The sequence below is a fragment of the Microbacterium sp. CCNWLW41 genome (assembly GCF_037083505.1).
This window is the reverse complement of record NZ_JBAOJP010000004.1, coordinates 462,055-475,692: the sequence shown is the minus strand read 5'-3', so window position 1 is coordinate 475,692 and position 13,638 is coordinate 462,055. Positions and strand designations below refer to the sequence as shown.

Genomic DNA, 13,638 nt, shown 5'->3' with positions numbered 1-13,638 from the left:
CTCTCGTCCGTCCGACCTACTCGACGCCGAAGCTGCTGACGTCGCCGATGAGACGGGTGTGGTCGTTCGGCACCGGCTCCACGGCCGCCGCGGCGACCTCGGCCGCGAACTCGGCCACGTTGTAGAGACGGCCCGCAGACTCGCGGCGCTGTGCGATCGCGCCGGGGTTGGCGCGCTCCAGGAGCGTCGCCGTGATCGTCCCCTCGATCATGTCGCCCGACACGACCACGAACTCGATGCCCTGGTCGGTCAGCTCGGGGATGAGGGCACGCAGCGCATCCTCGCCCGCGCGCTTGGAGAGCGCGACGGGCTCGTACTCCGGCATCGTCGGCGTCGTGCGGATGAAGTGCGCCTGGTGGCTGGTGACGAAGACGACCCGGCCCCCGTCCTTCAGGAGCGGGCGCGCCGCCTCCAGCACGTTGACCTGGGCGTCGCGGTTCAGCCGCAGCGCGTAGTCCTCGCCGAGACCGGACTCCATGCCTCCGGAGGCATTGAGGACGAGGACGTCGATGCGCCCGTACTCCGTCTCGACGGCGCTCATCATGTCGGACACGGATCCCTGATCGGTGAGATCCGCGCCCACGACGAGCGCGCGGCGACCGAGCTCGCGGATCTCCGTGGCGAGCTTCTCCGCCCGCGGCGCCTTGTTCCGGTAGTTGATCACCACGTCGGCACCGGCCTGCGCGAGCAGGCGGACCGTGTCGGCTCCGATCCCGCGGGACGACCCCGTGACCAGGGCGACCTTTCCGGTCAGCGATTCGGCGGGAAGGGGCTGGGACACGATGACTCCTCGGACGGGCGCGCTCGGGCGCGCGGACGGACCCCTGAACTTTACCAACCGCCTCTCGCCCCGCGTCCGGGACGACCCGGGCGGAAGGGACCCGCGTGGTAGGTTGACGGAAAGGAGGGGCATGCGCGCATGGAAGCGATTCTGCAGGGATTCGAGGACTGGGCCTGGATCGGCTGGCTGGTCCTGATCGCGGTCTTCCTCGTGATCGAGATGCTCTCGCTCGACTTCACATTCCTCATGCTCGCCCTCGGCAGCGCGGTCGGCCTCGTCTCCGACCTCACGGGCCTGCCGCTGTGGGCGCAGGTGATCATCGCCGCGATCGCTGCGGCCGCGTTCATCCTCCTGCTGCGACCACCTTTGCTGCGTCGCCTTCATCGCAACGAGGACCCGGCGAAGAGCAACGTCGACGCCCTCCTCGGGCTCAGCGGCGTCGTCCTCCTGGAGGTCTCGACGCTCACCGGACAGGTCAAGCTGAGCAACGGCGACACCTGGACGGCACGGCTCGCCTCCGACGCGCCCGTCACCACGCCTCTGGCGCCCGGCGCACCCGTGGTGGTCAGCCGCATCGAGGGCGCCACCGCCTACGTCCGTTCCGCCCACGACTAAGAAAGCAGGAGCAGGCCTTCATGGACGACGCATCCTTCATCCCGACCGCGATCGGGTGGATCCTCGCGATCGCCGTCATCATCTTCGTGCTGGTCACGGTCGCCCGCTCGATCCGGATCATCCCGCAGGCGACCGCCGGCATCGTCGAGCGACTCGGCCGGTACCACAAGACGCTCACCCCCGGGCTCAATCTGCTCGTCCCGTTCATCGACCGTCTCCGGCCGCTGATCGACATGCGCGAGCAGGTCGTCTCGTTCCCGCCGCAGCCGGTGATCACCGAGGACAACCTGGTCGTGTCGATCGACACGGTCGTGTACTTCCAGGTCACGGACGCGCGGGCGGCGACGTACGAGATCGCCAACTATCTCGGGGCCGTCGAACAGCTCACCACGACCACGCTGCGAAACGTCGTCGGTGGTCTGAACCTCGAAGAGGCGCTCACCAGCCGCGACGAGATCAACGGACAGCTGCGCGTGGTCCTGGACGAGGCCACGGGCAAGTGGGGCATCCGCGTCTCGCGCGTGGAGCTCAAGGCGATCGACCCGCCCGTGTCCATCCAGGACTCGATGGAGAAGCAGATGCGCGCCGAGCGTGACCGTCGCGCCGCGATCCTGACGGCCGAGGGATCCAAGCAGTCGCAGATCCTCGAGGCGGAGGGGCGCAGGCAGGCGGAGATCCTCCGTGCCGAGGGCGACAAGCAGGCCGCGGTCCTGCGCGCCCAGGGTGAGGCCGAGGCGATCCAGAACGTCTTCAACGCCATCCACCAGGGCCAGCCGGACGACAAGCTGCTCGCCTACCAGTACCTGCAGATGCTGCCGAAGATCAGCGAGAGTCAGTCCAGCAAGCTCTGGATCATCCCCAGCGAGCTCACGGAGGCGCTCAAGGGGATCGGCAGCGCCTTCACGGCACGCAACGGACAGACTCCCCCGCCGTCGACGAACGCGTGACGCACCCGTACTTCGACGGGGCGCCCTGGCCGAGGGTCCTCGCCCATCGCGGTCTCACGATCGCGGAGGGCGAGGACCCTTCGCATGCCGTGTTCGACAACTCCGCCCTGGCGATCGCCGCGGCCCATGCGTGCGGTGTCGCGTACATCGAGACGGACTGCCGCCGCACCGCGGACGGTGATGTCGTCCTCTTCCACGACGCGGATCTGTCCCGCCTGTTCGGCGATCCCCGTCCGGTGACATCCGTGCGGACCGCCGAGCTCGCGGCCCTGTTCGCCGAGCACGGCGGACTGCTGACCTTGCGGGAGGCGCTGGAGTCCTTCCCTACCCTGCGGTTCAACGTCGACGTCAAGGACGCGACAGCGGCGGAGGCGGCGGGATCCGCGGTCTCTCCGCACGCCCACCGGGTGCTCCTCACGAGCTTCTCCGATGCGACGAGACGACGGGCCGTGGCCGCCGCCGTCGACGCCGGTGCGGAGATCGCCCCTGCGGCCTCCCCCGGCCGCTCGGGCATCGCTCGCGCCCGGGCGCTCGCGGCCCTTCCGGGAGACCGCATCGCCGGTCGGGTCCTGGCAGGGATCGACGCGCTGCAGATTCCGGTCCGGTACGGAAGGGTCCCCGTGTTCTCCCCCTCGCTCGTCCGCGCGGCACGCGCCGCCGGCGTCGAGGTGCACGTGTGGACGGTCAACGAGGCGGCGGACATGGCGGCTCTGGTCGCCGCCGGTGCCGACGGCGTGGTCACCGATCGCGCCGACGTCGCGCTGCGCGTGCTCGCCCCGTCGTGACGCTTGCGCGGCGGTCGGGAACCGGCGCTGGGCATCGACTGTGAATGTCGCGCGCGTTCAGACCCCTCGCATCACGTGCACAGGTTGACCCGCTATACCTGAGTGCTGACGAGAGGACCACACAATGGCAGATCGCAGCCTTCGCGGCATCCGACTCGGCGCCCAGAGCCTACAGAGCGAAGAGGGCGTCGTCTTCATGGAACGCCGTCAGACCACGTATTCGTGCGACACCTGCGGACACGAGACGACCCTCATGTTCGCGGCCGACGCCGAGCCCCCCACCACGTGGGAGTGCCGCTCCTGCGGCGCAGAGGCACGCCTCCAGGTCGACGGCAAGTCCGTCGAGGTCGAGGAGGGCGACGACAAGGCCGCCCGCACCCACTGGGACATGCTGCTCGAGCGCCGCACGCGCGCCGAGCTCGAGGAGCTCCTGGAGGAGCGCCTCGCCTACGTCCGGGCCCGCCGCGGCGCCGGCGACGACCCCACTCGCGAGAAGATCGGCGCCTGATCAGACGCCCCTGCCGCTGAGGTTCAGCCGATGCGGCGCCGCCGCGCCGACAGCCCGGCGACCACCACGCCGAGCAGCCCGCCCCAGAGCAGGAGCTGCTCCAGATTCGGTCCCACGACGACGCCCCCGGTCGCCCCGGTGCGCAGCTCGACATCCTCGAGCAGCACACCGGGGCGATCCGCGTCCACGGTCGACACGGTGGATCCGTCCGGGCGGATGATCTGGCTGGTGCCGACCGTGGAGATGTTCACGACGGACCGGCCGGTCTCGATCGCTCGCATGCGTGCGATCGCCAGCTGCTGGAGGTTCTCGGCCGTCCCGCGGAAGTCCGCGTTGTTGGTCTGGAAGACGAAGACCTCGGCCCCGCCGGAGATCCCTTCGCGGATGACCTCGTCGTAGATCACGTCGAAGCAGATCGCGAGACCGACCGTGCGCTCCCCCACCCGCACCAGCGGAGCATCGTCACCGGGCGTGTACTCACGCTGCAGCAGCCCGATGAGATCCGGCACGATCGCGTTGTAGAAGGCGCGGTCGGGTACGTACTCGCCGAACGGGACGGGGTGCCGTTTCGCGTGCGTCTGCGTCTCCGACCGCGACGGTGTCCCCGTCATGTCCTTCGGCCAGAGGAACGACGTGTTGTAGAACCGCTCGCCCTTCCCCGTCGCGGCGTTGCCGAGGAGCGGCGCGTCGGCTCCGCGGACGACCTGGTTCAGCGCCGAGGCCAGGGCGGCGCTCTCGAACGGATCGCCGTCGATGCCGCCTTCGGGCCAGACGAGCAGATCCATGTCCTCGCCGCGCAGCTCACGAGTGGCCGAGATCTGCGCGTCGATGACCGCGTACGGCTCGCGCTCGTCGAAGAACCCGGCGGGTCCGTTGCCCTGCACGGCCCCGATTCGCATGCTTCCCGTCGGCGTCGTCGGGAACAGCGGCACGGCGACGAGCAGGATCAGGAGCAGGAGCGACGAGAGCATCGGCAGGAGTCGGGGACGCGGGGCGGCTCGCGGTCGATCGCGCACGATCTCGACGACGAGCGCGACGAACGCGACCACGACGAAGCCCAGGCCGCTGACTCCGACCCAGGACGCCAGGTGCGCCGCGTTCGTGTCGGTCATCGTGAGCCCGATGCGCGCCCACGGGAATCCTCCGTATGGCCAGGTGCCCACGAACAGCTCGCGGCCGATCCACAGCGCTCCCACGGTCCCCGCGAGGACGACGGCGCGTACGGCGGGCCGGCGGACGACCCGGGGGATCCAGCGGTACGCCAGGGTGACCGGGATGAGACCGACGCCCGTCAACACGCCCTCCAGCACGCCGAGCGCCAGCCACGGGATCGGGCCGAGGTACGTACCGGTCCAGGAGACCAGCAGCACGAAGAAGACGATCCCGAAGACGGACCCGACGAGCAGCGCCGACCATGTCCGTCGCCCGATGAGCGCGACGAGCAGCATGGCCACGGCGACGAAGGAGAGCCCCCACACCGCCGGCCGAGGGAAGGCGAGGGTGAGCAGTCCGCCCGCGCACGCGGCGAGGACCACGGCGAGCCACAGCGGCACCAGCGGCGCCACGGCGCGATCCGCGGGCGCGGATTCGTCGGGCGCGGTGTCGTCGGGCGCGCTGCGGTCGCGCATCGGTCGAGAGCTCATTCGGGTCGGCTCACATCGCAGAATAGGCGACGATCCCGCGCCGCACGCCGTCCAGCGCCGCTCGTGCCGTACGGGCCGGCTCCGCGGACCCGGCGACGATCGACAGCTGGTCGAGCAGATCGATCGTCTGCTTGCACCAGCGCACGAAGTCCCCCGCGGCGAGATCCGCCTCGTCGAGGACGCGGTCGAGGGCACCGCCGCGGGCCCACGCGTGCATGGCCGGCGCGAGAGCGGCCGACGGCGGCTCGGATCCGGGCAGACGGTGATCCTTCTCCAGATCGTCCAGCTCGGCCCAGAGGGTCAGGGTCGCGTCCCACGCCTCGCGGAACCGTCCGCGGGGTAGAGCACGGGGGTCCACGGAGCCGTCGTCCCGGCGGGGCTCGTACACGAGCGCGCAGGCCATCGCCGCCAGTCCTGCGGCGTCGAGGCCGTCCCAGAGCCCCTGCCGCAACGACTCCGCGACGAGCAGGTCGCGTTCGCCGTAGATGCGCTGCATCGAGCGGCCGGCGTCCGTGAGGACCAGGTCGTCGCCGTCCCCCGTCACGTACTCCATCGCCTGCAGGACGTCGATCACACGATCGAACACGCGCGCCACCGTCCCCGTGCGGTTCTCGATCTGGCGACGCGTGCGGTCGGTCTCGCGCTTGAGCTTCCAGTAGCGCTCGGCCCAGCGGGCGTGCGTCTCGCGATCGGGGCACCGGTGGCACGCATGGCGCTGCATGGCTCGGCGCAGGGACTCGATCTTGCGCAGACGCTTGTCCCGCACCGTGCGCGGCGCACTCGCGTCCGACCGGTTCTTCTTCTCGAGGTCGCTGAGTTCCCGCCGGATGCTCGAGTACTCCGGGAAGTCTCCCCGTTCACAGGTCATGGCCTGCAGATAGCCGGCGAGGGACTCCTCGGCCTCGCGCACCGACCGCGCGAGGCCGACGACGGCCCGGTCCGCCTGGAACTGCGCGAACGAGGACTCGAGGACCTCGCGCGAGCGGGTGCGCCCGAAGCGATCCAGCAGGTTCACCGCCATGTTGTACGTCGGTCGGAAGCTGGAGTTCAGCGGATAGGTGCGGCGGGACGCGAGTGCGGCGACCGCCTGCGGATCCATCCCCTCGGTCCACTGGACGACCGCATGGCCCTCGACGTCGATGCCCCGGCGCCCCGCGCGGCCGGTCAGCTGGGTGTACTCCCCCGACGTGATCGCGACGCGCGCTTCGCCGTTGAACTTCTCCATCCGCTCCAGGACGACCGTGCGCGCCGGCATGTTGATCCCCAGTGCCAGCGTCTCCGTGGCGAAGACCACCTTGAGCAGGCGTCTCTGGAACAGCTCCTCGACGACCTCCTTGAACGCCGGGAGCAGACCCGCGTGATGGGCGGCGATGCCGCGTTCGAGGTTGTCGAGCCACTCGAAGTAGCCCAGCACGCCGAGATCCTCGTCGCGGAGCGTCCGCATCCGCTCCTCGGCCGTCCGGCGGATCTCCTGCCGGTCCTCGGCGGTCGTCAGGCGGATCCCGTACCGGCGGACCTGCTGCACCGCGGCGTCGCAGCCGGCGCGGCTGAAGATGAAGAAGATCGCCGGGAGCAGGTTCGCCCGGTCCAGGAGCTCGACGACCTGCGGACGGTCCAGACGCTCGATCCGGCGGACGTTCGAGGAACGGACGGGGCGGCGACCGCCCTTCTTCGGGCGAGGCGCGTAGGCGCCGGCATGCCGTCGGCTGCCGTACTCCTGCGCTCGGCGGTTCTCGTCGTAGCGGGAGCCGGTGAACGAGCGGATCCGCATCAGCTCCTGGTTGACCTGGGCCGTCGCGACGCCCGCGCGGTCGTCGAACAGCGGGAGCAGGTCGTCGCGGACCAGCACGTGCTGTTCCAGCGGCACGGGGCGCGTCTCCGAGACGATGACCTCGGTGTCGCCCCGCACGGTGTCGAGCCAGTCGCCGAACTCCTCCGCGTTCGACACGGTGGCGCTCAGCGCGACGAGGCGGACCGCCGACGGCAGGTGGATGATGACCTCTTCCCAGACGGCCCCGCGGAATCGGTCGGCGAGGTAGTGCACCTCGTCCATGATCACGAACCGGAGGCCCTGCAGCGTCGGGGAGTCCGCATAGATCATGTTCCGCAGCACCTCGGTGGTCATGACCACGATGCGGGCGGAGCCGTTGATGTTCACGTCCCCGGTGAGGAGCCCGACGTCGTCCGGGCCGTAGACGTCGACCAGCTCCCGGAACTTCTGGTTGGACAGGGCCTTCATGGGCGTCGTGTAGAACGCCTTCTCCCCCGGGCCCGCCATCGCGAGGTGGATCGCGAACTCCCCGACGATCGTCTTGCCGGCCCCGGTCGGCGCGGCCACCAGGACGCTGCGACCGCGCTCCAGCGCACGACACCCCTCCACCTGGAAGGGATCCAGCTCGAACCGCTGTCGCGCGGCGAACGCCGCTGTCTGGGGGTAGTCCCGCGACTCCCGGGCGGCGGAGTAGCGATCGGCGGGCGAGGTCATCCGGTGGTGTCCAGCGGGAGGCCCAGGTCATCCTGCCGCTTGCGCCTGCGCCGGTCGAAGAGCATGGACAGGAACGCCGCGGCGAAGAACAGGACCACCAGGATGCCGCCGAGCAGCAGCATGCTGATGACGTCGGCCGCCGGGGTCGCGAGCGCGGAGAACACGGTCGCGATCAGCACGGCGACGCGCCACCCCTTCAGGATCGCCTTGCCGGACATGACCCCCGCCACGTTCAGCGCGACGAGGAAGACGGGAAGGATGAACGAGATGCCGACGACGAGCATCAGTTTGAAGACGAAGTCGTAGTACTCCTGTGCGGTGTAGAGGTTCTGCGCCCCGTCCGGGGTGAACCCCGCCATCAGCTCGATGATGTGCGGGACGATCATGACGCCCACATAGCAGCCCGCGAAGAACAGCGGGACGGCGGCGGCGACGAAAGAGATCGTGTAGCGGATCTCCTTCCGCGTCAGCCCCGGCATGATGAAGGCCCAGATCTGCCACAGCCAGACGGGGGCGGACAGGAAGATGCCGATCGAGAACGCGATCCGCATCCGCAGGTCGAATGGCGCGGTCACCGAGGTGAAGGTGAAGCCGACGAGGTCGGCTCCTCGCTTCTCCGCGACCGCCCGGATCGGGCCGGTCACGAAGTTCATGATCGGGTCCGTCACGAGGAACGCGACGACCATGCCGAGCACCAGCGCCGCAGCGGCGATGATCAGCCTCTTGCGGAGTTCGACGAGGTGCGCGGCGAGCGACATGGTGCGATCGCGCCGAGGCTTGCCTCCGGCGGTCGCAGAATCGACCGCTGCCACGCGGATCAGCGGGGTCGTTCAGGGTCGGACGAGGTGCCCTGGCCCGTGCCGGTGGAGCCCTCGCCCTTGTCGTCCTTGTCGGCCTCGCGCTGCTCGGCGCGCGCGGCGTCCTCTTCCTTCATGGCGCTCATCTCGCCTTTGAAGACGCGTGCGGACTGGCCCATGCTCTTGGCGAGCGCCGGGAGCTTCGCCGCTCCGAACAGCAGGAGGATGACGGCGAGGAGGATGAGCAGGTGCCACCCGTTCAGTCCAGCGAACATGTTCGTCTCCTCAAGTCGGGGATTTCCGGTCAGTCTACCGTGCGGAGGACTCGGAATCCTCGTTGTACAGAGCGAGTCCTGCCGCAGCCCAGTCGTGCGCGGCCGTTCGCGCCGCATGGGGGGCCAGCAGCTCCACCTGTCCCCCATAGCGTGCCGCCAGCCGTTTCAACGTCAACGGATCTCCCACGCGCAGCCGGGCGGTGACCACGCCGTCGTGCACCTCGGCCTCCGCGCGCTCGAGATAGTCGCTGAGAAGCGGAGCGATCCGCTCAGGAAGGCGGATCGTGGCCTCGCCCTCGCCGCCGACGGCGAAGAGCTCGGGGACGGGCTCCTCACCGTGCTCGATCGGGATGTCCGTGAGCCGGGGGTCGCTCACCCGGTCCAGATGGAAGGTCCGCATCGCGCGCCGCAGGTGGCACCAGCCCTGGAGGTACCACTGGCCGTTGGTGATCAGGACCTTCACGGGATCGACGGTGCGCGTGATCGCCGGGGCGTCCGGGGCGCGATAAGTGAAGGACACCGCCACGCCGTCCTGCAGCGCGCGCGACACCAGGGAGCGCACCTCGTCGACGGGCCCGGGGGCGACGATGACGTCGGCGGGCAGCCCGGCGGCGCCGCGGGAGAGCTTGGCGATGAGCCCGGCGATCACCCCGGACTCCGCCACGGCCGGCACCGCGGCCGTGAGCTGCAGACCCGCGAGCAGCGCTGCCGCCTCCCGCGCGGTGAGGCGCGGAGCGCGACGCAGGCCGACGTCGTTCGTGAGCTCGATGATCCCCTGCTCGTCCAGGAGGTCCCAGTTGATGTCGAAGAGCTCCTGGGGCTGCTGCCAGTAGCCCTCGTCCCCCGGCAGGCCGATGAGGGTGAGCTTCTCGACCATCGAGCGCATCTGGGGGACGGTGACGTCGAAGTCCGACGCCGCCTCCTCCAGCGAGACCTCGCCGCGCTCGAGCAGATACGGGACGAGCGTGAGATAGGCGCGGACACGGTCGGAGGTGAGCAGCGGTCGCCGTGCGTTCACGATGACGTCCCCTTTCCGCCGGTCGTGGACCCGTGGGCGGCCACGACGGCGCGCAGCCGCGAGATGACGGCGTCCCGGAGGTCGGTGGGCTCGACCACGCGTACCTCCGGACCGTACGAGGCCAGCTCGTCCGCCAGGATATGGAGGTCGACGTACGGCAGACGGATGCCCTGCGCCGCCGGGGTGGCGCGGCGTCCGAGCCGCAGCGCGGCCTCGGTCCCCGGAGTGATCTCCAGCAACGCGGAGTGGGCGGCGGCGACGGCCTCCAGGCTTGCGAGCGCACGGTCTCCGGCGTCCTGACGCAGCGCCGCCGGGAACGACTCGGCGGTCACGGTCACGTCGCCGACGATGCGCGACAGCAGGAACATCCGCTCGCCGTCCGCGTCGCGATCGATCCCGAACACGTGCCATCGCGCCTCGTACTCCAGGAGAGCCAGCGGATTCACCCGTCGGCGCCGGGGAGCCTCCTCCCCCGGCTTGAGATAGTCGAAGACCACGGCGACACTGCGCTCGATCGCCTCCTGGAGCGGGGCGAACGCGGATTCGCGGGCCGTGATGCGGGGAGCGAACCCGATGATGGGCTCGTCCACGTCGATGCCCAGGGCGCGGATCTTCCGGACACCGGCCTGCGCTTCGCCGGACAGGGAACCCTCGCTCCAGACACCTCCGGCGAGGCGGAGCACCGCCAGCTCGGCCGGAGTGAACTCGATGTCGACAGGAAGATCGTATTCCGCCTTGGGAATGCGATAGCGGGCCTCGCGCAGATCGTTCGGGTCGGCGTGGTCGCCGAGCGTCTCGATCGGGATGCCGAGGGCGCGCAGATCGTCCTTGTCCCGTTCGAACATCTTCTCGAGCGCATCCGCACGGGCCCCGGCCTCCTGCCGCTGCCGGTACCCGGAGACGTTCTCGAGGATCTGCTGCTTCGTGAGGCCGACCTCGGTCGCCATGAGCGCCACGACGAGGTTGGTGAGGCGCTCTTCAGGAGGGATGCGTCCGGCCACTACTGTCCCGTACCGGTGTCGGGATCCACACCGAGGATGTCGACCACGAACACGAGCGTCGAGTCGGCGGGGATCGCGCCCTGCGCCTGGCTGCCGTAGCCCTTCTCCGGCGGGATGACGAGGAGGACCTGGGATCCGACGGTCTGGCCCTTCAGTCCCTCGGCGAAGCCGGGGATCACCTGCGCGAGGTCGAACTTCGTCGGGTTGCTTCCCCACGTGCTGTCGAAGACGGTGCGCTCGGCCCAGGTCACGCCGGTGTAGTGCACGCGGATCGGCGTGTCGCCGGTCACCTTCTCGCCATCGCCCTTGATGAGCGTCTGCGCCACGAGCTCGGTGGGCGCCTTCGCGTCGGGGACGATGATCCCCGGGCGCCCGTCGGGCGCACGGACGACGGTGGGCAGTCCCAGCGCGTCGTTGTACTGGAGCGCGCCTTCGGCGTGCGGGAGGTAGACCTTGAGGACGTCGATCACGGCGAAGACGGTCTCGTCCTTGTCGACGCCGAGCCCCTGCGCGGTCTGGGCGCCGAGGTCGTCGGCGGGGATCCCGGCGAGGAGCCGCGAACCCTCGGTGGCGCAGGTGAGCGCCTTCGCGATGCCCGGCACCTGGCTGTCCCACGAGTCGACGTTCGAGAGACGAGTGGTGTCGCCGTTGAACTCCGTCGCGACGAGACGCTCCCCCGTCGTGCCGCTGTAGAGCGCCACATCGATGGACAGCAGCTGGTCGCCGGCACTCACGGCCTGCCCCTTCCCGACGATCGCCTTGTCGACGGTGAGGGACGACTCCTTCATGGGCGTGCGCAGGTCGACCTCCGGCTCGGTGCCGAGGTCGCCCGTGACCGTCGCGACCCGGGCGAGGTCGCCCGACGACGGAGCAACGCAGGCCGCCCCGTCGAAGGCGGGGGCGCTCGTGCATCCGGCCAGCGCGACGGAGGCGAGGCCGAGGGTGATCAGGGCAGCGGCAGTCTTACGCACGCGCTCCAGTCTATGCGGACGCGCCCGGCTCGCTCCGCCCCTCCGCCGCGAGCCGCGCGCCGCCGGCGGCACGCTGGGCCTCGCGCACCCTTCTTCGGAGGTTCTTGTCCGTGATCTCCCGGTCGCCGACGGCGCCCGGTGTCCACAGCTCGACATCCTCGTCGCCGTAGCTGGCCTTCTTCGCCGCCCGACGCCTGACATCCGGGGGAACGGCGCCGGGTGCGAGCCTGCGGGCCGTGATGAGGAAGCCCGTGTGCGCGACCATGCGGTGATCCGGCCGCACGGCGAGCCCCTCGACGTGCCAGCCGCGGACCATGGTCTCGCTGGACTCCGGATCCGTGAACAGCCCCGTGCCGCGGATGTACTCCGCGACCCGGGAGAGCTGTGTGGCCGTCGCGATGTAGCAGAGCACGACCCCGCCGGGAACGAGCGCTTCGGCCACGGCGTCGATGCACTCCCACGGGGCGAGCATGTCCAGCACGACGCGGTCCACCGTGCCGGGGGCCACGGCCCCGGGCAGCGATTCGACGAGGTCGCCGACGATCACGTCCCAGGTCGGCGGCAGCTCTCCGAGGAACGTCTCGACGTTCGCCCGGGCGACCTCGGCGAAGTCCTCGCGGCGCTCGAAGGACAGCAGGCGCCCCTCGTCGCCGATCGCCCGCAGGAGGGACAGGGACAGCGCTCCGGAGCCGACCCCGGCCTCCACGACGGTGGCGCCGGGGAAGACGTCCGCCTGGACGACGATCTGGCCGGCGTCCTTCGGATAGACGATCGCCGCGCCGCGCGGCATCGACATCACGAAATCGCGCAGCAGCGGTCGCAGCACCAGGTACTCGTGGCCGGAGCTGTTGGCGACGACGGATCCGTCGGGAAGACCGATCAGGTCTCGGTGGCGCAGCACCCCGTGATGCGTGTGCAGCTCGCCCTCGGCGCGGAGCGTGACGGTGTGCATGCGGCCCTTCGGCCCGGTGAGCTGGACGCGATCCCCCTCACGGAAGGGACCGCGGGGGCGCGTCGCCGTCACGCGTCCGCCCCGATCTCCGGTACGCGCACGGCACGGTGGTCCGCGAACGCCGTGACGATGTCCGCCACGCCGCGTCCGTCCAGCGTCGGCCAGAGCTCGTGCGCACCGATGCCGTCGAGCGGGACGATGTGCGGCACGCCCACCGCCACCGTGCCGGCGGCCACGGCGGAGCGCAGTCCCGTGGCGGAGTCCTCGAGGGCGACCGCCTCGGAGGCGTCGATGCCGAGCTCCTTGGCCGCCTGCAGGTACGGGTCGGGGTACGGCTTGGGGCGCTCGACGTCGTCGCCGGCGACGATCAGGTCGAAGGCCGGGAAATCGATGAGAGAGACGATGTCCTCCGCCATCCGTCGCATGGACATCGTCACGAGCGCCGTCCGGATGCCCGAATCCCGCAGTTCGCGAAGGAGCTCGCGGGCGCCGGGACGGAAGGGGACGCCGTCGACCACGAGCTGTCGGCGGACGCTGTCGGTGAGGTGGTCGATGATCTCGGTGATCCCCATCCGCACGCCGGCGGCCTGAAGGATCCGCGCGCTGTCCTCCAGCCCGTTGCCGACGAGCTGGAGCGCCTGCTCATGGGTCCAGGACCCGCCGTAGGACTCGACGAGCGGTGTCTCGGCGGCCATCCAATAGGGCTCGGTGTCGACGAGGGTCCCGTCCATGTCCCAGAGGACGGCGCGAGGAAGGTGGGTCACTGTTCCATCGTAGCCGCGGCACCGCGCGCCGCCCGCCGCCCCGGTCCGCCGTCGGGCGACTAGCCTGGGGGGATCCAGCGGCGCGACGGGCGCCGC

Annotated in this window: 14 protein-coding genes; 4 read left to right on the top strand and 10 right to left on the bottom strand. The window is 70.3% G+C overall.

Going from position 1 to position 13,638, the window contains the following annotated elements:
• Positions 1 to 16: 16 nt before the first annotated feature.
• Positions 17 to 781 carry an SDR family oxidoreductase gene (locus V6R91_RS17465; protein WP_336396244.1) on the bottom strand — a complete coding sequence of 255 codons (765 nt, stop codon included), beginning with the start codon at positions 779 to 781 and terminating at the stop codon, positions 17 to 19.
• A 138-nt stretch (positions 782 to 919) separates the two neighbouring features.
• Here V6R91_RS17465 and V6R91_RS17460 point away from each other — a divergent pair, with 138 nt between their 5' ends.
• From V6R91_RS17460 to V6R91_RS17445, 4 genes are all read left to right on the top strand, one after another.
• Positions 920 to 1,396: an NfeD family protein gene (locus V6R91_RS17460; protein ID WP_067243384.1), complete on the top strand. Its 477-nt coding sequence runs from the start codon at positions 920 to 922 to the stop codon at positions 1,394 to 1,396.
• Positions 1,397 to 1,416: 20 nt separating this feature from the next.
• Positions 1,417 to 2,343 carry an SPFH domain-containing protein gene (locus tag V6R91_RS17455; protein WP_067243385.1) on the top strand — a complete coding sequence of 309 codons (927 nt, stop codon included), beginning with the start codon at positions 1,417 to 1,419 and terminating at the stop codon, positions 2,341 to 2,343.
• Positions 2,340 to 3,128, top strand: coding sequence for a glycerophosphodiester phosphodiesterase family protein (locus V6R91_RS17450; protein WP_336396243.1), 789 nt, complete (start codon positions 2,340 to 2,342; stop codon positions 3,126 to 3,128). Before V6R91_RS17455 ends, V6R91_RS17450 begins: the two co-directional genes overlap by 4 nt.
• Positions 3,129 to 3,252: 124 nt before the next feature.
• Positions 3,253 to 3,636: an RNA polymerase-binding protein RbpA gene (locus V6R91_RS17445; protein WP_067243387.1), complete on the top strand. Its 384-nt coding sequence runs from the start codon at positions 3,253 to 3,255 to the stop codon at positions 3,634 to 3,636.
• A gap of 23 nt (positions 3,637 to 3,659) precedes the next feature.
• On the opposite strand, the gene lnt is transcribed toward V6R91_RS17445, so the two are convergent.
• From lnt to V6R91_RS17400, 9 genes are read right to left on the bottom strand one after another with little or no spacing between them, the layout of a single operon-like run.
• A complete protein-coding gene (gene lnt / locus V6R91_RS17440; RefSeq protein ID WP_336396242.1) occupies positions 3,660 to 5,279 on the bottom strand; it encodes an apolipoprotein N-acyltransferase in 1,620 nt (539 codons plus the stop codon).
• 10 nt (positions 5,280 to 5,289) lie between these two features.
• The gene (locus V6R91_RS17435) at positions 5,290 to 7,764 is read right to left on the bottom strand and encodes a DEAD/DEAH box helicase (RefSeq protein ID WP_336396241.1); all 2,475 of its coding nucleotides are present in this window, start codon (positions 7,762 to 7,764) and stop codon (positions 5,290 to 5,292) included.
• Positions 7,761 to 8,522, bottom strand: a complete 762-nt coding sequence (gene tatC / locus V6R91_RS17430) for a twin-arginine translocase subunit TatC (RefSeq protein ID WP_336396240.1) — start codon at positions 8,520 to 8,522, stop codon at positions 7,761 to 7,763. The genes V6R91_RS17435 and tatC overlap by 4 nt, the downstream gene beginning before the upstream one ends.
• 59 nt (positions 8,523 to 8,581) lie before the next feature.
• Positions 8,582 to 8,836 (bottom strand): twin-arginine translocase TatA/TatE family subunit, encoded by a 255-nt coding sequence (gene tatA / locus V6R91_RS17425; RefSeq protein WP_231820762.1) that lies wholly within the window; start codon positions 8,834 to 8,836, stop codon positions 8,582 to 8,584.
• Positions 8,837 to 8,870: 34 nt separating this feature from the next.
• Positions 8,871 to 9,854, bottom strand: coding sequence for a helix-turn-helix transcriptional regulator (locus V6R91_RS17420; RefSeq protein ID WP_067243391.1), 984 nt, complete (start codon positions 9,852 to 9,854; stop codon positions 8,871 to 8,873).
• Positions 9,851 to 10,855, bottom strand: a complete 1,005-nt coding sequence (locus tag V6R91_RS17415) for a helix-turn-helix transcriptional regulator (protein WP_336396239.1) — start codon at positions 10,853 to 10,855, stop codon at positions 9,851 to 9,853. The genes V6R91_RS17420 and V6R91_RS17415 overlap by 4 nt, the downstream gene beginning before the upstream one ends.
• Positions 10,855 to 11,826, bottom strand: a complete 972-nt coding sequence (locus tag V6R91_RS17410) for an FKBP-type peptidyl-prolyl cis-trans isomerase (protein ID WP_336396238.1) — start codon at positions 11,824 to 11,826, stop codon at positions 10,855 to 10,857. The genes V6R91_RS17415 and V6R91_RS17410 overlap by 1 nt, the downstream gene beginning before the upstream one ends.
• A 10-nt stretch (positions 11,827 to 11,836) precedes the next feature.
• Positions 11,837 to 12,850: a tRNA (adenine-N1)-methyltransferase gene (locus tag V6R91_RS17405; RefSeq protein ID WP_336396237.1), complete on the bottom strand. Its 1,014-nt coding sequence runs from the start codon at positions 12,848 to 12,850 to the stop codon at positions 11,837 to 11,839.
• Positions 12,847 to 13,542 carry an HAD family hydrolase gene (locus tag V6R91_RS17400; RefSeq protein WP_336396236.1) on the bottom strand — a complete coding sequence of 232 codons (696 nt, stop codon included), beginning with the start codon at positions 13,540 to 13,542 and terminating at the stop codon, positions 12,847 to 12,849. Before V6R91_RS17400 ends, V6R91_RS17405 begins: the two co-directional genes overlap by 4 nt.
• Between the last annotated feature and the right edge of the window lie 96 nt (positions 13,543 to 13,638).